This is a genomic window from Diaphorobacter sp. HDW4A (genome assembly GCF_011305995.1).
Lineage (GTDB): Bacteria > Pseudomonadota > Gammaproteobacteria > Burkholderiales > Burkholderiaceae_C > Diaphorobacter_A.
Genome location: NZ_CP049910.1, coordinates 3,644,222 through 3,663,667 on the forward strand (window position 1 = coordinate 3,644,222; position 19,446 = coordinate 3,663,667).

Here is a 19,446-nt window from a genome sequence, read left to right on the forward strand (position 1 = left end):
TTCAATAGCAGGACGGCAGCAACACCGTCGTGACCTCACGGTTCCACTCCGTGATGATCCAGACAACGGCCGGTGCCTCCACCGTCCCAAGGTTGAACGACGTCAACACACGCGCGTCCTTGTCAAAGACCGCCCGCCAGTTGGCCGTACAGTCGTCGGGGTCCATTTCGTTCCAGCGTTGCCCGGTCTGGTGCCAGTTCAGCAGTTGAGTGATCGAGGCTCCGTGTTGGCCGATGAGGCGCAAGGCCGGTGGGGTGGCAACCACGGCCCCCAAGTCAAACAATGCAGGGGCCTCCATGGCTATGGGATTGTTGGTGGCGCTGGTGTCCAGATCGGGTTCTACGTCGGGCAATTGCTGAGTCATGTCGGGCTCCAAAAAGTTGAGGTGATACCAACACGCGGGCCAGAAACGACAAAAGGCCACGACGTGAGCCGTGGCCTTTTGGTATTTAGTGGGGTTTCTGACCGCGTATTGGGCGGTGCGGCTTGCTGTCACAAAGTGCGACGCACTTGCCGTAGCCATACGGTACTCAAGGCCCTGCGCCGCTGTCCAGCGCGGTATGACTTTGCACCAGAGGCGCAATCAGATCACCACTCCTTGAGCACCTCGTCATCAGACAAAACGGCCAAGGGTTTGGCCGGAGCTTCTCCCGCCGTCGCATAGCCAGGATGAACGTCAGTCTGCTTCACGGGCCGGATGACGATGTCGCCGCTGTCCATGAGCTTGATGTAGAGGTAGTCGCCATTTCGGAGCCCCGCACGCTCCGCGACATAGCTTGGCAGGCGAACGCCGAGCGAATTTCGTAAGCGCACGGCAAACCCATGTTGACCGCCGATGGCGACCATTGCTGACGATCAGATGTCAGTGGGCTGCCAGCGGTGCGGCAAGAGCTCGTCGATACGGCTGGCCTTGTGCGTGGGCAGCCTTGTGAGCACGTCCTGGAGGTAGGCATAGGGGTCATGCCCGTTCATGCGCGCCGACTGCACCAGGCTCATCACCGCCGCCGCCCGCTGGCCCGCGCGCAGGCTGCCGGCGAACAGCCAATTGGCTCTGCCAATGGCAATGGGCCGGATCTGGTTCTCGATCCAGTTGTTGTCCACGGGCAGTTGCCCGTCATCGACGAAGCGTGTCAACGCCGTCCAGCGCCTGAGGCTGTAATCCAGGGCCTTGGCCGTTGCTGAGCTATCGGGCAGTTTCTGCCGCTGCAATGTCATCCACTGGTGCAACGCATCCAGGATCGGCTTGGTGTGCTGCTGACGAATGGCTTTGCGTTGATCGGCGTTCAGTTCCTTGACCTCGCGCTCGATGTCATAGACCTTGGCGAATTGCTCCAGCGCGAACCCGGCAAGCTGGCTTTTGTTCGCCGCATGGAGGTCAAAGAGTTTGCGCCGGGCATGCGCCAGGCAGCCCACCTCGGTCACGCCACTGGCAATCAGGGCCTTGTAGCCGGCGAAGTCGTCGCAAACCAGTGCCCCCTTCCAGTCGCCCAGGAAGTTGCGGGCATGCTCGCCAGCCCTGGACTCGCAGAAGTCATACACCACGGCTTTCATGTCTTCGAACGCCCCTGGCGCGTAGGCCCACAGGTAGGCGCGATGCGTCGCTCCCTTGCCAGGTTTGAGCATTTGCACTGGCGTCTCGTCGGCGTGCAGCACACGGTGGCCGAGTATTTCCGCCTTGAGCGCATCGACTAGCGGCTGCAGCCGCACGCCGCAGGTGCCTACCCACTGCGCCAGAGTCGAGCGAGGAATGGCCAGACCGGCGCGCGCAAAGATGCTTTCCTGACGGTACAGCGGCAAGTGGTCCGCGTATTTGGCCACCAGCACCTGGGCCAGCAGGCCGGTGGTGGGATGCCTTTGTCGATCACATGCGCTTCAACCGGCGCCTGGGTGATGGTCTCGCATTGGGCGCAGGCCCACTTGCCACGGATGTGACGCTCCACCGTGAACACGCCGGGCACATAGTCGAGCTTTTCGGCCACGTCTTCGCCGATGCGTTTCATCTGACAGCCGCACTGGCAGGTGGTCGAATCGGGCTCGTGGCGGATCTCGCGGCGCGGCAGATTGGCCGGCAGCGGCTGGCGTTTGGGCTGTTGTTTGGCTTGCGGGGCAGCGGCCGCAGGCTGCAGCTGCTCGATCTCCAAGCAGACAGCCGCCAAGTCGGCCTCGATCTCGTCTTCGAGCAAGCTGCGCTGCTCGGCGTTGAAGCGCTCGGACTGTGCGGCGAACTTCATGCGTTTCAAGAGCGCATTCTCGTGGGTGAGCTTGGCGTTGAGCGCCTGGCTGTGGCGTAGTTCTGTGAGCAGCCGCGTGGTCATCTCGCGCAGCTGCTCGGCGCTCAGATCATCCAGGAATTGCGGCTGCATCAACATGACAGGCAGTGTGCCAAGCATGGCACTGCGCTGCCATGCGCAGATCCACCGATTGCGCGCCGGCTTCAGACCATGGTGATAATGCCGGCGTTTCCCATGCGTTGCCAGGGTAGGCCCAGCACCAGGGCGTCAAGCTGGACAGGCTCCAACTGCCACTGCTCATCGCCTGGCGTCGGCCAGACGAACTTGCCCTGGTGCAGGCGGCGAGCGGCCAGCCAGATGCCTATGCCGTCGTGCACCAGCACCTTGATGCGGTTGGCGCGTCTGTTGGCGAACAGGTAGGCATGGTGAGGGTGGGCGGCGCCGAAGACGGCGACTACGCGGGCCAGCGCCGTGTCGGTGCCGGCGCGCATGTCCAGCGGGGCCGTGGCAAGCCAGGCAGCGTCGATACGGATCATTGCCGCAGCACCTGCAACAAACCCTGCAATGCGCGGGAACACTCGCCAGCAGCGGCCAGCGGCCAATTGACCGTCACGAGGGTGCCGTGATGACAGCACTCGATGCGGATGTCTGATGAGCAAGCTGCCGATGCAGCACTTGGGGCAGCTTGTACACCCGCTGCCTGAGGCCCCATCACCGGCGAGCCCAGCGCCACCGCGATGAAGGCGGGCACGGGGTTGGACGGCACCGGATGAGCCTGATGCGCTGGGGCACAAACAGCCTGTGCATTGGCCATTGGCTCAGCCGCTGCATCGGCGCAGTGTGGGGCGATGCCGGACGCATCAGCATGCGCGGTATCGCAGGCGCTCTGGTGCTGGCCCAGACGATGCTCCTTGAGCCAGCGATGCAGCACGTTGGCATTCATGCCATGTTCACGCGCTGTGGCGGCAATTGATGGTAAGCGCACGGTCATCCCACCCTTGAAGGGATTGGTCTAAGCGGCAACGATGGTGTCCACCAAAGATTTAGGTGGACACCATGAATGAAGCCAAGAAGAAGACCCGCCGGCGGCACAGCGCCGAGCTCAAGCAGCAGATCATTGCTCAGTGCGCCGAGCCGGGTGCATCGGTGGCCAGCATTGCCTTGTCGTACGGCATCAACGCCAACGTCGTTCACAAGTGGCGCCGCGAAGCGGGTGGCGCGCTGCCTGCACTCCAGGCCCCCGCATTCGTTCCAGTGCCGCTGCCGCCAGCGGCATGTTCACCAGGGCCTGCACTTGCACCAGACATCCGCATCGAGCTGCGCCGTGGCGCCACCACCGTCTCGGTGACCTGGCCATTGGATGCGGCCGACCAGTGCGCCGTGTGGATGCGAGAGCTGCTCAAGTGATCCGGGTTGATGCGCTGTGGCTGGCCACTGAGCCGCTGGACATGAGATCGGGCACCGAGACGGCGCTGGCTCGCGTGGTGTCGGTCTTCGGCGCAGCGCGCCCGCACCACGCCTACCTGTTCGCCAATCGACGCGCCAACCGCATGAAGGTGCTGGTGCACGACGGCATCGGTGTGTGGCTGGCAGCGCGTCGCCTCAACAGCGGCAAGTTCGTCTGGCCGCGTGATGCGGCAAGCACCGCCTCGCTCACCCGAGCCCAGTTCGATGCGCTGGTGCTGGGCCTGCCCTGGCAGCGCCTTGGCAACGGTGGTGTCATCACCGTGGTCTGACTCTGAAGCGCAGACCGGTGCTTGCCAATTGGGGCATGCGCCAATGGTGCGCGTGTGCCAGTGCTGGCACAGTGGATGCCCATGGTGGTCGAGCCTCAATCCCTGCAGAGCCTGAGCGCAGAAGAGCTGCGTGAGCTGACCACGCGCCTCATGACGCAGCTGCGCCACCAGAGCGCGTTGCTGGACAAACTCACGCACGAGAACGCGCTCTTGAAGCGCATGAAGTTCGCAGCTCAATCCGAACGCTTCAACCCCGAACAGAAGAGCCTGCTCGAAGACGAGATCGAGGCCGACCTGGCAGCCGTGGCCACCGAGATCGATGCGCTGCAAGAAGCGCAGGCGCCCGCCAAGGTTGAAGAGAAGAAGGTTCCCAAGCGCGCGCCGCTGCCAGCCAACCTGCCGCGGCGCGAGATCCGCCACGAGCCCGACTCGACCACCTGTGCCTGCGGTTGCCAGATGAAGCGCGTGGGCGAGGACGTGGCCGAGAAGCTGGACTATGTGCCTGGCGTCTTCAGCGTCGAGCGCCACATCCGGGCAAGTGGGCTTGTGCGAAGTGCGAGACGCTCACCCAAGTCCCCGTCGATCCGCACATCATCGACAAGGGCATCCCCACCACCGGGCTGCTGGCGCAGGTGCTGGTGGCCAAGTACGCCGATCACCTTCCGCTGTACCGCCAGGAAGCGATCTTTGGTCGAGCTGGTCTCGCGATCCCGCGTTCCACGCTCGCTCAGTGGGTGGGCGCGTGTGGCGTGCAGTTGCAGCCACTTGTGGATGCCATGAGAAACGAGCTGCTGCAGCACCGCGTGCTGCATGCCGATGAGACGCCGGTGTCCATGCTCAAGCCGGGCAACGGAAAGACGCACCGGGCCTACCTCTGGGCCTATGCCACGGGTGCCTTCGAGAACACCAAGGTGATCGTCTACGACTTCTGCGAATCACGCTCGGGCGAACATGCCCGGCGCTTCCTGGGCGACTGGAGAGGCAGCCTCACCTGTGACGACTTCAGCGGCTACAAAGCCTTGATCGCCAGCGGCGTGACCGAGGTCGGTTGCCTGGCGCACGCGCGGCGCAAGTTCTTCGATCTGCATGCAGCTAACCAGAGCCAGATCGCCGAGTTCGCGCTGCAGCAGTTCGGTCGGGTCTACGAAATCGAGCGCGAGGTCAAGGAGCTCAGCGCCGATCAGCGCCGGGCCATCCGGCAACAACAAACGAAGCCGCTGCTCGATGCCTTGCACCAGTGGATGCTGCTGCAACGCCAGAAGGTGCCCGAAGGTTCAGCGAGCGCCAAGGCGCTGGACTACAGCCTGCGGCGCTGGGTGGCGTTGACCCGGTTCGTCGACGATGGGCAACTGCCTTTGGACAACAACTGGATCGAGAACCAGATCCGGCCCATTGCCATTGGTCGCAACAACTGGCTCTTCGCTGGCAGCCTGCGCGCGGGCCAACGCGCCGCCGCCGTCATGAGCTTGATCCAGTCAGCGCGCATGAACGGGCATGACCCCTACGCCTACCTGCGCGATGTGATGGCACGTCTGCCCATGCAGCGCGCCAGCCGCATCCATGATCTTTTGCCACATCGCTGGCAGTCCACCACTGCTTCAAATCTGTAGCGGAGGCGACTGCCTCTCCATTGCCGCAATCAGCGGGCAACGGACTTTGCCTCTCCCAGAACTGCAGAGATCGATCAGTTCAGAGAGTACGGCTTCCATTCGGTGCAGGTCTGCAAGCTTGAGTTGAACTTCGGCGAGCTTGGACTCTGCGTGTGTACGGGCTTGAGCGCAGCTCGCACCATCGTCGAGTTGCAGCAACTGCGCGGTCTCATCCAGGCTGAACCCCAGCCGCTTCGCAGTCTTGATGAAATGCAATCGCGATAGGTCATTCTGGTCATATCGCCGAATGCTGCCCTGGGGCCGTTCTGGCTCGGGCATCAGCTCCTTGCGTTGGTAGAACCGTATGGTCTCTACATTGACACCGGCCGCCTTGGCCAGATCACCAATGGTCAAGCCGGGGTGGGCATGCGGAAGAGGAAGGCTCATGGTGCTTGACTCCGTACCAATGTACGGGACTAAGCTTAAGCCATGTCAACAAAATCTACAGACATTTCTGCCCGTGCCACTGGCGGTGGAAAGGCCTTGATCGCGGGTGGCCTGTCCGCGCTCCTTGCGTCCGCCTGCTGCCTTGGCCCTCTGGTGCTGATCATGCTGGGCATCTCTGGAGCATGGATCAGCACGTTGACGCTGCTGGAGCCGTACCAACCACTGTTCATTGGTGCAGCCACTATCGCCTTGATCTTTGCGGCGCGCCGGATATGGCGCCCGGTTGTGGCCTGTGAAGCGGGACAGGTATGTCAGCGGCCGATGGTCAGCCTCTCCTACAAGGTGCTGTTTGCCCTGGTGACCCTGTTGCTGGTGGCCGCGCTGGTGTTCCCCCTGTTCGCCCACTGGTTCTACTGATGAAAGGCTCCGACATGAAGCGGTTGATCATGACCACTGCAGCACTCTTGCTGCTGACGCCCGGCTGGGCTGCCCAACAAAGCGTCACTCTGTCGGTGCCCGGCATGAGTTGTGCCACTTGCCCCATCACGGTGAAGAAGGCACTGACCCAGATCGACGGAGTCATTGGCGTCAAATCCAACCTGGCCAAACGAGAGACCACGGTGGTCTTTGATGACACCAAGGTCAAGGTGGACGTGCTGACCAAGGCCACCACGGAAGCTGGATTCCCGTCATCTGTTGCCCCGGCAAAGCCGTAATGGATTTGATCTTGGACTCTGTTCTGACGTGCCCTGAGTGTGGGCATGCCAAGAACGAAACAATGCCGACGGACGCGTGCCAATGGTTCTACGAGTGCGAAAGTTGCCACACGGTCTTGCGCCCAAAACCGGGCCATTGTTGTGTGTTCTGCTCGTTCGGTTCGGTGCCGTGCCCTCCAATCCAGGCCGGTGGCGACGAAGCTTGCTGCGGCTCCAAAACGTAGGGGTCACTCCACCTCTGCGACTTCCAGCGGTAGATCAGGGTGGGGTGCCCGGACGCTTACAATTGATGCGCCGGGCTGCTGGCACGCAGCGATCAGTTCAGCCTTGAATTGCGCGCTGTAGACCCGGCGCGTGCGGGGGACACAGGAGCGCGAATGGGGAATCTCTTGAGACATGGTGTGCACGATGGTTTACGTGGACACGATGGTGCTTGCAATTGCTCATTCGGGGTAGATGGGTTGGCCGGACGGATACCGAATTTCCCCATTTCGACAGCTTGCTTGGCATGGTGTTGCACTCACTTCATTGATACACATTGGCTATCGCAAATTGGCAGCAGGTGCCCTTGCCAACCATGCTTCTGTCTCTGTAGTGCTGTCTTGTAAAGGCTCCGGGCGGAATTCCCCGCATCTACCAGGAGCAATCCACCATGCAAGCTCAGACCATCGAACGCCGCTTCAAGGCAAACCGGGTCTTCATCAACAACCAAGTGCGGATGGGTAACTACACCCGCTTTGACCTCTGGTGCGGCCTCATCGTCAACGTCTACGACACCGGCAGCGTGGTCGTTCAAGGCCGCATCCGCGCGTTCCCTTACCCCTACGACCCCTTGCCGGGGATTCGCAAGAGTCTGCCCTTCGACACCGCGTGGCAGTTCTCGCGCGCCAAGAAGTAAAGCATAGGAATCGTGGCGGCCCAAAAGCCGCCACGGATATGGCTTCGCCCAATGCAGGGTTGCACGTTAGGGGTGGCCAAGGGCCTACTAAGCGAAGTATTTTCGCTTCCGCAATCTATCCCCCTATGGCACCAAAAAATGGTATTTCAAACCGACGGCGCTCTTGTAATCGGCGGTGAAGACCGTGTGGCCAACCAGATCGGTGACGACATTCGCGTGAGGATGAGCCCCTTTACCCGGTGCACAGTGAACAAATGCAGAGGGGGCAAGGGCCTTCGCATTGCCAGATACCCATGAATGCTCGGAGCCATGGTGGGGGACCTGCATGACGCCAACTCTGTCCCAGCGGTTTGCCCCGAAGTGATATTGCATAGCGGAAATAACGTTGGCATCAATTCGCAGATCACCTGTACAGAGCAATGCTGGTCGATCTGAAGAGAAACAGCTCCCTATGTCTATTTCGATAGTGGGAGGCTTTGCTTTATGCCTTCGAAAAAACTCACACAGCTCCAAATCCCGGGCGGTGATTCGAGGCGCCGAATACATGGAAATCGAAATATTGTTTCTCGCGCTGCTGCTGGATCCAAAATGGCCCTCGTAGCACTTCTTTAAGGCAGCTCTCCACCCCGATGGCCATGACGAAAAAGGCTTATCGAGCCCAAGAGTAGCTATTTCCGCTTCGATCTTGTCCCGAACCTCTTGCAAAGGCAGTCCAGACTTCTTAGAGATTAGGTCACCTGATTCAGTTGTCTTTATGATGCCCAAATCCTTACCGCTAACCTCAGCGTTATAGAACATGAACTCCATCGGAAATCCATCAGGATGAACCGGGGTTCCATGTTGTATGACTTGAACGCCAGGACCACCAGCGAGAGTCGACGCGGTTATGCTTAGTTCGCGTTTCTCAAGACTGTCTTCACGCTGCCTGTCAATGTCCAAGTCATTGGGATTGAGGCCAGTAGGTAAGCGCAAAGGATCCCGACTTTCCTGCGGTCCGGAAGATCCGCCACGAACAAGCAGCAGCGTTCCAACTCTTGCCGAGAGATTTTTTGATTGCAACCACGTCGCAGGCGAAAGCTGCAACTGCGCAGTCGAGGCGCTGATACCCCTGAGCCCCCCAACGGCGACATCCCGGACACGTTGTTGCCATTCCGAAAATGGCAACACCAAAAAATCAACTTCACGCTGCTTAAGAAGATCCTCTAGACCATTTACATGGTCGTCGTCAAAGTGTGACAAGACCAGCATATTGATGCGATCTGGCCACACAGACCAAGAAGCGGTACGTGCCAACGCACTACTCATAGCATTCGAGCTTTTAGAGCCGCAGTCGTATACCCAGCTGAATGCATTCTCTTCTCTTCCAATGACTACGCCAGTCATGAACGTTCCATGACCGACCGCATGGAAGCACTGGTGAACGTGATACCGCATCAAGCAACCATCCTTTGCTGTGGATATCCGCAGGGATATCCGAAAATCCTTGGGGAATGCCAGACAAGAATGCTACTCATACAGACGCCCCAGTCTGCGGCGGTGCCTTCGGCGGCATCGCCCCACGGTGATAGGTCGCATCGAACACCGTGTCCGTCAGCCAACGTTTGAAGTTGGGGTTGTCGCTGAACTGCTTGAACAGCTCAGTGTGATCGGACAGCAGCTCCAGCACCACGCGATTCAGCGCCTTGTCATGCTCCAGCTTCGCGTTCTGCTTGTCGGAGTTCGCCTGCGCGTTCTGGTAGGCCTTGTCCTGGGCCACCCGTGCCGGGATTTCCTCGGCAATGACCTTGCGAATCTTGTCCTCGTCCTTCCACTCGATGTTGCCGAACAGGTCATTGAAGGTCTTGATGATCGCGGAGAGCTTGTCGATGTCAGCCTCGCCTTTGCCGCCACCGCCGCCCGGAGGCACGGGCTCGACGGTGGCATCCGCGTCGTCCATCGCCATCTTCAGCGCCGCGTTGGCCTCCACCCGGTAGCTGTCCATGTCAATGGTCTCCAGCACCCCTTTGGACAAGTCCTCTTCCTTGGGCGCGGGCAGCTTGGGAATGAGGAAGTTCAGGAAGATCGACAGCTTCTCCCACGCGGGGTGGCCGTAACTCAGGATGGCGGCTAGGAAGCCGTAGCTGCGCACGAAGGCCTTGGCCTTACCTTTGAACTTGACCTGATCGTCCTCGCCGAGCTTGTCGGTGTATTCGGCCACGCAAGCATCAAGGATGGGGTCGAGCTTGTCCCGGTCTGCGCCGCTCAAATACAGCGCCACCAAGTCTTCCACCTGCTGCCAGCTGTACACCTGCTGTCCGTCGAGTTCAGCCTTGATGTCGTGCAGCTTGTTGGCGTCGGTTTCGCCGGCCTGGATGGTGGCGCGGTAGTAGTCCTGGAAGGCCGCCTTCACCGCCTCGGCGTTGTCCGCGAAGTCGAGCACGAAGGTATCGTGCTTTTGCGGATGCGCACGGTTCAGCCGCGACAAGGTCTGCACCGCCAGAACACCCGCCAGCGGCTTGTCCACGTACATCGTGTGCAGCAAGGGCTCATCGAAGCCGGTCACGAACTTGTTGGCGACGATCAGGAAGCGATACGGGTCTTGCTTGAGATTGGCAGGAATGTCCTTGCTCGGAAACCCGTTGAGATCGGCCTCGGTCTTCTTCTGGCCACCAACCTCGAAGTCGCCCGAGTACGCCACGATGGCCTTGTACGGGCTCTTGATCTGCGTGAGGTAGTCGGACACCTCGCGGTAGTAGTCAATGGCCCGCGCAATGCCGCTGCACACGATCATCGCCCGCGCCTTGCCGCCAATCTTCTGCTTGCCCGCCACCTGCGCGGTGAAGTGATCCACCATGATCTCCGCCTTGCGGCGGATGGCCTTGTCGTGTGATTCGACGTAGTGGCGAATCTTCTTCAGCGCCTTCACCTTGTCGAATTCCGGGTCATCCGCCACCGTCTTCGCCACTTGGTAGAAGCTGTCGTAAGGGGTGTAGTTCTCCACCACGTCGAAGATGAACTTCTCTTGGATTGCCTGCTTCGTGGTGTAGGTCAGTTCCTCGGGCGAACGGAACTGCACCTTGTCACCGACCAGCGTTTTCTCGCCGAACAACTCCAGCGTCTTGTTCTTGGGTGTGGCGGTGAACGCAAAGTAGCTGGCGTTGACCAGCAGCTTACGGGAGGCGATGCGTTTCTCGATTTCCGCGTTGACCGCATCCTGCGTGCTGTCCTCCTCGAACTCTTCCTCGGCCACCTTGCCGCCAAGGGCTTCGTGCATCCGCGCCGTGGTTTTGCCGCCTTGGCTGGAATGTGCTTCGTCGATCAACAGCGCGAAGCTCTTGCCGGAGAGGTCGCCCAGCTCATCAAGGATGAACGGGAACTTCTGCACCGTGGTGACGATGATCTTCTTGCCCTTCTGCAAGAAGCCCCGCAGCTCTTGGGCGTTGTCGGAGTGGCCGAAAATCGCCGCCACATGGTCATAGCCTTTGATGGTGCGAGCGATCTGCGTGTCCAGCGCACGCCGGTCGGTGATGACGATGATGGAATCGAACTGCGCCACCATCGGGTCATCCTTGCGGCGAAGCTCGACCAACTGGTGTGCCAGCCAGGCAATGGTGTTGCTCTTGCCACTGCCAGCCGAATGCTGGATCAGATACCGCTTGCCCACCCCATCGGCATGGGCGCGGTGCAGCAGGGCACTCACTGTGCGCAGCTGATGGAAGCGCGGGAAGATTTGCTTGCGCTTTTTCTTCTTCTTGCCGCTGGCATCAGCTTCTTCCTCTTCCACTACCTGCGCGTAGCTTTCGATGATGTTGGCCAGCGATTCGCGGGTCAGCACCTGCTTCCATAGGTAGTCGGTCTTCAAGCCATCCGGGTTGGGCGGGTTGCCCGCGCCACTGTTCCAGCCCTGGTTGAACGGCAGGAACCACGAGGCTTTGCCCTTCAGCTCGGTGCAGAACGCGGCCTCCGCGTCATCGACTGCGATGTGCGCCACGCAGCGCCCAAGCTGGAACAGCAGTTCCTGCGGGTTGCGCGTGGTCTGGTACTGGACGATGGCGTCAGCCAAGGTCTGCTTGGTCAGCGAGTTCTTCAACTCGAAGGTCAGCACCGGCAGGCCGTTGATGAAGATCGCCAAGTCCAGCTCATTGCCGGAATCGTTGCTGTAGCGCACCTGCCGGGTGACGCTGAAAATGTTCTTGCCGAATGCGTCTGCTGCGGCGGCATTGCCCGGCGTGGGCAGCAGCTTGTAGAGATCGACGTGTACCGGCCCGTGGCTCACGCCCTTGCGCAGGACGTCCACCACGCCACGCTTGGTGATTTCGCCTTGCAGGCGGTGCAGAAACTGGGTTCGCTTGATGCCATCCGTCGCCAGTTCCAGCGTTTCCACCGCCTTGGGCTGGGTGGCCTGCAAGAAGGCCAGCAACTGCGCCACATCCAGCGCCACGTCGCGGTTGTAGTCGGCGGGCTTGCCTTGCACAAAACCGTTGTGGGTGGCAGCGAAGTCCGCGGAGGCCAGATCATGGTTGTACTCGGGCTGCGGCACTCCGGTCATGCCGCGCACCACGCGCGCCTCGAACCAACGCTCGCTGGTATCAGTCTTCGCCATCGCCGTCCCCCTCTTCGGTCACATCTTCCTGGTCATCGCCGAGCGCAGCCAGCGCCGCGTCGTCCACCACATCGTCCGGGCCTGGCTGCCAGCCGCGCACGTCCACTTGGCCCGTGACCACATCGGCAATCTGGCGGTCGCGGTATTCGCGGATCAGTTTGATTTCCTCTTCGGTGCGGACGATAGCGTCGTCCAGCGGTGCGCTCTCTGTCTTGATGTGCGCAACGATGTCCTGCTGCTCATCCTCGGTTGGTGGCAACGCCACAGGAAAACGCCCCAACACAGTTTCTGCGATGGCGGGATACGCGATGCCGATGGAGTTCGCTGCCACCCGGTTCACGAAGGCACTGCTCTGGATGACGTAACCGAGGTATTCGGGCTCCACATTCTTGCCGGGCGTGAGTACCGCAAAACCGGTGGATGCGATCAGGTCATTCGCGTCCTCGCTGACATACCAGATGGCCTTCAGGTACGTCCGCACAGTCGAGATGATGGTGTCGCCTCGGCGTAGAACACGACGCGCTCGGGACGGCGCGCCCTCGAAACGGATGCGCTCAAGTTCCTTCGACAAGCGACCGGTTTGCACCGAGCCGATGTCCACGTAGCGGAACTCAAAATCTGGATTGGTCTTTTGGCCCAGCGTGCGGGCATTGAGCCGCACCCAACGTTTCAGCGGCTTCACCTCCCAGTGCTCCGGCACCTCTCCCAGCCATTCGATACCGGATGCTTTCAGCACCACCGATGCATCAAGGCCACGCGTGACGGCGTGGTCGATGATGCGCAGCTTCTGTTCGGTGAGCAGCTTAATCAGGTCTCTTTTGGCCTTGATGAAGCGGGCGATGTGGGCGTCCTTAGCGCGCAAGTAGGCAACGATCTGGTCTTGCTCGGGGCGCGGCGGCACAAGCGAGGGCATCTGCTTGAAGGATTCCCAATACAGCCGATTGCGATCCGCCACGATGCCGCGCGAGAACTTGTTGACCTCCTGCATGTACGCCGCCGTGCGGAACAGGTAGCTGTAGTAGCTGCTGTTAGCCTCTTCGTAGGGTTTCACCACGACATATGCAGGGCTGACCAGCCCGTCAACGGGCGCGGGGCCGACCGCGCCTTGCCACATCCGCATCATGTTGTAGGCAATGTCGCCCTTGACTGCGCGCTTGTATTTCTCCTTCTGGCTCATCACCTGCTTGCGTTTCAGGTTTTCCATGTCACGCACACGCACGCCGGTGCGCAGCGACACTTCCAGAATCGGCAGATCGGGGAAGCCCGTTTCAACGCGATGGCCAAAGAGGCGGCCATTGCGCAGCACCTGCCATCCTGCAGGTATGGACGGAACCCAAGGCAGACCCGATGCGCGAAGGGCTTGATTGACCGGCTTGGCTGCAGCAACCGCTGCTGGATTAACCACAGCCTCGGTTGCGATTGCTGTGTCTGCACAGAATAGAGCGCCTTGCTCTGGTGCAAGAGCGGCCCGTGGCGTTGGCAGTCCCATTGCCACACCAATCTCCTTTCCGAACAGCAGGAACTGAGGAATGTCTGGCGGTGCGATATCCAGGGCGGCGTCGCGTCCTTGCTGCTTCACCTGCTCGCGAAGTTCCATCAGCAGCCTGCCCAAAACGTTCATTCCGACCAGCGTATCGCCGTCGTCAACGACCTTGGCGCCCCAAAAATCGTCCTTTCTAGACGCTTCGACGATTGGCCTTTCCTTTGTTCGCAACAAAAGTTCACTGAAGGCGTGCCAGTTGTTTGCAAGCTTCATGCGAAGACACCAGCGCATGACACGGACGCGAACCTGATCCCAGTCAACGCGCGAGTCATTGCGGTACGGCTTGCTCTTCATCTTTGCCGTCATCGGGCTGATCTGGCCAATGATCATCCGCTGAACTTCAGGAAGATGCGGAAACCGACAGGCTTGATACAGCGCCTCAGACGTCAGTACCCGAATGCCATTGACATGGATTGGATAGCCGCCCGCCATGTTGGAAAGCCCGCCAAAGTCCTCGTTCGTCTTTAGAAAGACTACGCTCTCGGACCGGCGGTAGGTTCTAAGTTGAGCCTGACCACTCATCAGAAATCGCCCCCGGAGAGGTCCGCGAACATTCTTCGCACTGCTGTTTGCGCATTTGTTGTCCGAGGGAAAAGTGGATACCAGGGCGCATCCACCCAAAAGGCCAGTGGGGCGTTGTTGGGGCAGTTGCGATAAGTGACGATCAACGAACCGAACCCCAATGTCTCCAACGTCATATGCCCGAGTGGGCGCTGAGTAGCGCCAAGGTTGGGGCACATCTGGCGAATGTTCACGCCGGCCTTCAGAAACTCTTGCTCAAGCAGAATCTTTCCAGCGTCGCCGGTGAACAAGTTGGCCGCTCCAGGGTTGCCTGCAGTTCTCAGCGAGGGCTGGTACTTCATAGCGGCAACATAGGCTTGCACGGCTGGATCATTGGGGATCGCTGTGGGGCGCAGCACATCCGACTTTGCGCTATAGGTCCGCCTGTCCTCCAACTCGATGGCATGCCACCAAGTAATGTCGACCTTCTTTCCCGAAGTCTTGATGACCTCTTGAATCTTGCCGTTCGCGTAGTACTGACCACCGCTGTGTTGAGCAATACATATGACATGCAGAGTAGTCTGCGCGGGCGCGTGGTCTCGAATCCACCCTTCAAGATCACGTCTGACTCGGTTGCCTGTGAAGATACCGTCATCCAGGTAGATGAAAACATCGTCACCATGCGCACATTCCGTAGTGCCGAATCCATGTTCATCCTGCAACTGCTCAGAGAACAGGTTGATCATGTCCGTCTGACTGTCTCCGCCGCCCTGAATGTCTAGAAAGTTGGCATCGCGCCAGAACGCTGCTGCGTCTTCTCCAGTGAGCTTCTTGCTCCGCATTGCGGTGCGAAGAAACTTGGCCACGTCCTCTTTCGAGAAGTAGATTTTCTTGAGAACGTGGTCAACTTCTTGGAGGATGGGCAGCTGCACGGCAACGTCGAACTGTTGCACCCAACGATCAACGTGGTCTGTGATCGGCTGAGGAAGCGAGCCACCGCGGTAATCCTGAATCGTGTTGGCAATTGATGCCAACAGGTCGCTACGCTGACTCATGCTGAGGTACTCCCCACGACTTTTTGAAGCAAGCCCTCAGTCTGTTGTTCCAGCTTCAGGATGTCGGCGCGAATCTGGTCAAGGGTTCGCAGTGGAGCGGGCTTGTAGAAATAACGCGCGAAGGAGATTTCGTAGCCGACCTGTGTTTTCTCCGTAGCGATCCAGGCATCCGGTGCGTGCGGCAGCACCTCTCGTGCGAAGAAGGCATCAATACCGCCCGTTTCCTTCAGCGGCACCTGCTCGGTGTCCCGCAGTTCGCTGTCAGACTCGTACTCGACCATGAAGCGATCCTTGCCCACGGTTTCCAGGTACGCACCGTCGAAGCCGGGCTCAAAGTGTTCCCCTGCCTTGAGCTTGCTGCGCTTGGCAATAACCGGCGGCGCGGTTTCGTCGCGCCAGCTCACAGCCTTGTAGATGGCTTTTTTCTCAGGCGCGCCGAGCTTGTCACCCTGCGCCTTGAGCGCAGCATCGAAGCGGGTGCGGAATTCGTTGTGGTCGTCGTACACGGCGCTGCCCAGAGTCTTCTGCGCCCGTTGCGCCACCTCCATCAGCCCCTTGTCACGCTGCCAAGTCGAGACGTCGAGCAGTTTCTTGCGGCGCTTGGCGGGTACGGCCTTTCGCGCCGCGGGGGCCTCACCTTCATCACCGCTGTCGCCTTCTTCACTGTCGTCGTCTTCGGTTTCGTCCTCGCCCTTCAGCCACGCCTCTATGACCGGCTTGCGTTTGGCGAACTCGGTATAGAGCGCCTCGCCATGGGCTGCGTAGATTTCAGCGCGCAAGGCCTCGTCGCTAGAGGCAAAGCGCAAGGTTTCAATGAGCTTGTCGGAGAGCTGGCTTTTCAGGCGCAGCGGGCGCTCGACGGTGATCTTCCAGTAGCCGAAATCTTGAGTGTCGAACCACTTGTTCTGTTCGGTTTCTTTGGCGGCTACCTGCGCATCGCCAAGATAGAGGTCGATGATGCGTTGGATGTCTCCATCCGAGAGTTCACAATTCTTCTTGCCGAGGTTGCGGCGCATAGGTTGGGACCAGCCGCTGGCGTCGATCAACTGCACCTTGCCACGGCGTGCTTCGGCCTTCTTGTTGGCTAGCACCCAGATGTAGGTGGCAATGCCGGTGTTGTAGAAGATGTTGAGCGGCAGGGCGATGATGGCTTCAAGCCAGTCGTTCTCCAGCACCCAACGGCGGATGTTGCTCTCGCCCTGGCCCGCATCGCCGGTGAACAGCGCGGAGCCGTTGTGCACCAGCGCAATGCGACTACCCAGCGCCGTGTTGTGCTTCATCTTCTGCAGCTTGTTCACTTGGAACATCAGCTGACCGTCGCTGGAGCGAGTGAGGAGCTTGAACTCAGCGTTGCCCCCGTGGCTGACGATGAATCGCGGGTCGTTGAATTCCTTCTTGCCGCCCATGCGCTCCAGATCGGTTTTCCAACTCTTGCCGTAAGGCGGGTTGGAGATCATGAAGTCAAATTCGCGACTACGGAACTGATCGGCAGATAAGGTGGATTTGTCCGCGCCGCCCACAATGTTCTCGGCCTCTTCGCCTTCACCCTTCAGAAGCAGGTCGGCCTTGCAGATGGCGTAGGTTTCGTCGCTGATTTCCTGCCCGAACAGGTGGATGGAGACTTCCTTGCCATATTGCTCGGCCAGTTCATGCAGGGCTTCCTCAGCCACCGTGAGCATGCCGCCGGTACCGCAGGAGCCGTCGTAGAGGGAGTAAGTGCTGGACTCGATGCGGTCGGCCACTGGCAGGAACAGCAGTTTGGCCATGAGCTGCACCACGTCGCGCGGGGTGAAGTGCTCGCCGGCCTCTTCGTTGTTCTCTTCGTTGAATCGGCGGATCAGCTCCTCAAACACCGTGCCCATGCCGTGGTTGTCCAGCGCGGGCAGCTTGATGCGGCCATCAGCATCCTTGACGGGCAGCGGCGCGAGATTGACCTCGGGGTCGAGGAAGTCTTCGATCAGATAACCGAGGACATGCGAATCCACCAGTTTCTGAATCTGGTTGCGGAAGTTGAACTTGGTGAGGATTTCCTGCACGTTGGGCGAGAAGCCATCGAGATAGGCGATGAAGTCATCGCGCAGGCGCTGGCCTGCCGCGCTGGCCTTCAGCTTGGCGAGCGTGAACTCCGAGACGTTGTAGAAGGCCTGCCCAGCCGCCATGCGCAGCGCGCCGTCCTGCTCGGCTACCTTGTGAGTGTCGAGGAACTTCTTGCGCTCCAGCACGGCATCTTTCTTCGCCTCAAGCACGGCATCAAGCCGCCGCAACACGGTGAAAGGCAGGATCACGTCGCGGTACTTGCCTCGCACATAGACATCGCGCAGGCGGTCGTCGGCAATGTTCCAGATGAAGTCGGAAATCCATTTGATCTGGCTTTGGTCTTGTTGTTGTTTCTTCTGCATGAATTCGTTCCTCAGCTCTTTGCCGATCCGCTAGCTTTACCTGTGGCGACGGCCAGATCCCAATGATCTTTAAGCACGCTAACAAGGCGTTGTTGACGCTTTGCCAAAAGCTTAGGCGTCCACTTGCTCTCTGATCTAACTTCCTGTGTCAACACGAAGGGGGATGCCTTGCCTTTCCCTTTGAAATAGGCGTCCTTTTTCTTGGCAAAGTCATAGTTACTGGCAGACGAGTTCTTGTTTCGATCCAATGGAACCAGGTTAGCCAAGCGGTGCGTCCAGCCATCGCGCTCTTCTTCGTCTGGAAACCAATTGATCCAATCTGAACTTTCTGGCGGTGTTTGAGGTAAAACATGCTCAAGCGACACGGCATCCTTAAGCTGCACACCGGGCGCGCGAACCAGAGATTCAAGACGAAGGACCAATGCCATCCTTGCTTTAGGCAGACTACGGTAGATATCGCCGTCGAGTGCCGCCACAAATTCAAGCTTCTGTTTGTCAGTCAGTGTCAGCGTGCTCAAGCTGGTCGGATCACCGCCGAATGCTGCGCGTTCGATTTCCTTGGTGAGCGCAGCATAAGTTTCGATTCGCTCGTTAATACCCACTTTGGTGACCAGCAGAAAATAGGTCAATCGTTCCAGAGACTGAAAATACTCGGCAAGCCGTTTGGGCTTCTGCCGGAATCGCTTGAAATAGACCAGTGCAGGAGGCACCCAGTCCTTGAAATCCACGCGATTGAGCCATGACAAGTGTTCGTTGACTGCTTCAGCGTGCTCGGTGGCTTCAAAATCGGCGTCGCGCACGAAGTCCCACACTTCGGCGTATGGCTTGATGACCTTATCAACCAGGTCGATGGGAGCCTTGTACTCGGTGACGTATTCCTGAAACTCTTTGACCAACGTGGATCGCTGTTTCTGCTTGGCGTAGATGGTGCGGATGTGCCCAAACAGATCGCCAAAGGCGTCGCGGCCCAATGCGCTTTCGATGCGGCTCCACTCTTTGGCGTAGGCCTGGCTCTTGGTTTCACCTGCCGTGGTTCGGATCAAGCCAAGCACCTGCGCCTTGATAATGTCGATGGGCGCGAGATCAAGCCCCCGGTTGTTGAGCACGGAGAAGATGCGGTACGCGGCTTCGAGGTCAGGCGTGGAAATGACGACCAGCGAACAGTCATTGGCAAGGAACTGCCATAAGGCAATCAGATCTGCAGGCGGCAGCGCCTTTGCCTTGCCCAGCAGCAGCGAGGCGTTTTCACGGTAACGCAGGCGGCTGTCTTCCAGCTTGTCGGTACTAGTGACCAAATGCGCAATCCCGCCAGGCTCTTGGATGTTGGTGCGAAAGAAGTCGGCATCTTCCTCACGGGCGGTCAGGCGGTACTCGTTCTTCTCGCCAAGGCTGACCTTGCCCTTCTTGTAGAGAAAGTCGGTGATGTCGTCTGCCGCTTGCGGCATGGCTTCGCGCAGCACGGCGAAGAGCATCGTCAATGTGGATAGGCGCTGTTGCCCATCCACCACTGACGATTTCGGCTCCCGGTCGTTCTTTATCAGAACGATGCTGCCGAGGAAGTATTGGCTGCTGGCCCCGGAGACGCGCACATCCTGCATGGCGGACATCAAGTCGTCGAATAGTTCGCCCGCCTGTTCGGTTGTCCAGGCGTATGGACGCTGGTAATCCGGAATCTCGAATTGATAGCTGCCCTCGAAAATCTCGCGAATCAGCTTGTCGTGGGCTTCAAGTGTCTTAGCCATTGGTTTT

General features: G+C 59.5%; 17 protein-coding genes and 2 pseudogenes. 7 read left to right on the forward strand and 12 right to left on the reverse strand.

All coding sequences use genetic code 11. The features are described 5' to 3' along the window. Position 1: 1 nt before the first annotated feature. From G7047_RS16615 to G7047_RS30955, 5 genes and pseudogenes are all read right to left on the reverse strand, one after another. Entirely contained in the window at positions 2 to 364 is a 363-nt protein-coding gene (locus G7047_RS16615; protein WP_166307747.1) for a hypothetical protein, read from the reverse strand. Between the two features lie 224 nt (positions 365 to 588). Next, positions 589 to 846, reverse strand: coding sequence for an AbrB/MazE/SpoVT family DNA-binding domain-containing protein (locus G7047_RS16620; RefSeq protein WP_166307749.1), 258 nt, complete (start codon positions 844 to 846; stop codon positions 589 to 591). 9 nt (positions 847 to 855) lie between these two features. Continuing rightward, a pseudogene (locus tag G7047_RS16625) lies at positions 856 to 2,363 on the reverse strand (IS66 family transposase). Positions 2,364 to 2,434: 71 nt separating this feature from the next. Continuing rightward, positions 2,435 to 2,767, reverse strand: a complete 333-nt coding sequence (gene tnpB, locus G7047_RS16630; protein ID WP_166301587.1) for an IS66 family insertion sequence element accessory protein TnpB — start codon at positions 2,765 to 2,767, stop codon at positions 2,435 to 2,437. Beyond that, positions 2,764 to 3,174, reverse strand: a complete 411-nt coding sequence (locus tag G7047_RS30955; RefSeq protein ID WP_205904646.1) for a hypothetical protein — start codon at positions 3,172 to 3,174, stop codon at positions 2,764 to 2,766. The genes tnpB (G7047_RS16630) and G7047_RS30955 overlap by 4 nt, the downstream gene beginning before the upstream one ends. A 113-nt stretch (positions 3,175 to 3,287) precedes the next feature. On the opposite strand from G7047_RS30955, the gene G7047_RS16640 reads away from it, so the two are divergent. From G7047_RS16640 to G7047_RS16650, 3 genes and pseudogenes are all read left to right on the forward strand, one after another. After that, positions 3,288 to 3,638 (forward strand): transposase, encoded by a 351-nt coding sequence (locus G7047_RS16640; protein WP_056265811.1) that lies wholly within the window; start codon positions 3,288 to 3,290, stop codon positions 3,636 to 3,638. Beyond that, positions 3,635 to 3,967 carry an IS66 family insertion sequence element accessory protein TnpB gene (gene tnpB / locus G7047_RS16645; protein WP_056265807.1) on the forward strand — a complete coding sequence of 111 codons (333 nt, stop codon included), beginning with the start codon at positions 3,635 to 3,637 and terminating at the stop codon, positions 3,965 to 3,967. The genes G7047_RS16640 and tnpB (G7047_RS16645) overlap by 4 nt, the downstream gene beginning before the upstream one ends. Before the next feature lie 81 nt (positions 3,968 to 4,048). Continuing rightward, positions 4,049 to 5,577: pseudogene (locus tag G7047_RS16650) on the forward strand (IS66 family transposase). On the opposite strand, the gene merR reads toward G7047_RS16650, so the two are convergent. Next, positions 5,566 to 6,003 carry an Hg(II)-responsive transcriptional regulator gene (gene merR / locus G7047_RS16655; protein WP_056265803.1) on the reverse strand — a complete coding sequence of 146 codons (438 nt, stop codon included), beginning with the start codon at positions 6,001 to 6,003 and terminating at the stop codon, positions 5,566 to 5,568. The pseudogene G7047_RS16650 and the gene merR overlap by 12 nt on opposite strands. 42 nt (positions 6,004 to 6,045) lie before the next feature. On the opposite strand from merR, the gene merT reads away from it, so the two are divergent. The 4 genes from merT to G7047_RS16675 all read left to right on the forward strand — a co-directional run bounded on the left by merT (position 6,046) and on the right by G7047_RS16675 (position 7,617). Beyond that, entirely contained in the window at positions 6,046 to 6,420 is a 375-nt protein-coding gene (gene merT, locus G7047_RS16660; RefSeq protein ID WP_056265800.1) for a mercuric ion transporter MerT, read from the forward strand. A gap of 14 nt (positions 6,421 to 6,434) precedes the next feature. Further along, positions 6,435 to 6,719: a mercury resistance system periplasmic binding protein MerP gene (merP, locus tag G7047_RS16665; protein ID WP_056265797.1), complete on the forward strand. Its 285-nt coding sequence runs from the start codon at positions 6,435 to 6,437 to the stop codon at positions 6,717 to 6,719. Continuing rightward, positions 6,719 to 6,943, forward strand: a complete 225-nt coding sequence (locus G7047_RS31160; RefSeq protein ID WP_082585479.1) for a GDCCVxC domain-containing (seleno)protein — start codon at positions 6,719 to 6,721, stop codon at positions 6,941 to 6,943. The genes merP and G7047_RS31160 overlap by 1 nt, the downstream gene beginning before the upstream one ends. Positions 6,944 to 7,371: 428 nt before the next feature. Further along, a complete protein-coding gene (locus G7047_RS16675; RefSeq protein WP_138514509.1) occupies positions 7,372 to 7,617 on the forward strand; it encodes a hypothetical protein in 246 nt (81 codons plus the stop codon). A 123-nt stretch (positions 7,618 to 7,740) separates the two neighbouring features. Here G7047_RS16675 and G7047_RS16680 read toward each other — a convergent pair whose 3' ends face one another. The 6 genes from G7047_RS16680 to G7047_RS16710 form a co-directional block, all read right to left on the reverse strand. Continuing rightward, on the reverse strand, positions 7,741 to 9,000 hold the full coding sequence (locus G7047_RS16680; RefSeq protein ID WP_166307751.1) for a hypothetical protein: 1,260 nt from the start codon (positions 8,998 to 9,000) through the stop codon (positions 7,741 to 7,743). 127 nt (positions 9,001 to 9,127) lie between these two features. After that, positions 9,128 to 12,199: a type I restriction endonuclease subunit R gene (locus tag G7047_RS16685; RefSeq protein WP_166307754.1), complete on the reverse strand. Its 3,072-nt coding sequence runs from the start codon at positions 12,197 to 12,199 to the stop codon at positions 9,128 to 9,130. Continuing rightward, positions 12,186 to 14,264, reverse strand: coding sequence for an NADAR domain-containing protein (locus G7047_RS31165; protein ID WP_240939158.1), 2,079 nt, complete (start codon positions 14,262 to 14,264; stop codon positions 12,186 to 12,188). The genes G7047_RS16685 and G7047_RS31165 overlap by 14 nt, the downstream gene beginning before the upstream one ends. After that, positions 14,264 to 15,298 (reverse strand): hypothetical protein, encoded by a 1,035-nt coding sequence (locus G7047_RS16700; RefSeq protein ID WP_166307757.1) that lies wholly within the window; start codon positions 15,296 to 15,298, stop codon positions 14,264 to 14,266. Before G7047_RS16700 ends, G7047_RS31165 begins: the two co-directional genes overlap by 1 nt. Further along, complete coding sequence (locus tag G7047_RS16705; RefSeq protein ID WP_166307760.1) at positions 15,295 to 17,697, reverse strand: class I SAM-dependent DNA methyltransferase; 2,403 nt, start codon at positions 17,695 to 17,697, stop codon at positions 15,295 to 15,297. The genes G7047_RS16700 and G7047_RS16705 overlap by 4 nt, the downstream gene beginning before the upstream one ends. An 11-nt stretch (positions 17,698 to 17,708) precedes the next feature. Then, complete coding sequence (locus tag G7047_RS16710) at positions 17,709 to 19,439, reverse strand: DUF262 domain-containing protein (RefSeq protein ID WP_166307763.1); 1,731 nt, start codon at positions 19,437 to 19,439, stop codon at positions 17,709 to 17,711. Between the last annotated feature and the right edge of the window lie 7 nt (positions 19,440 to 19,446).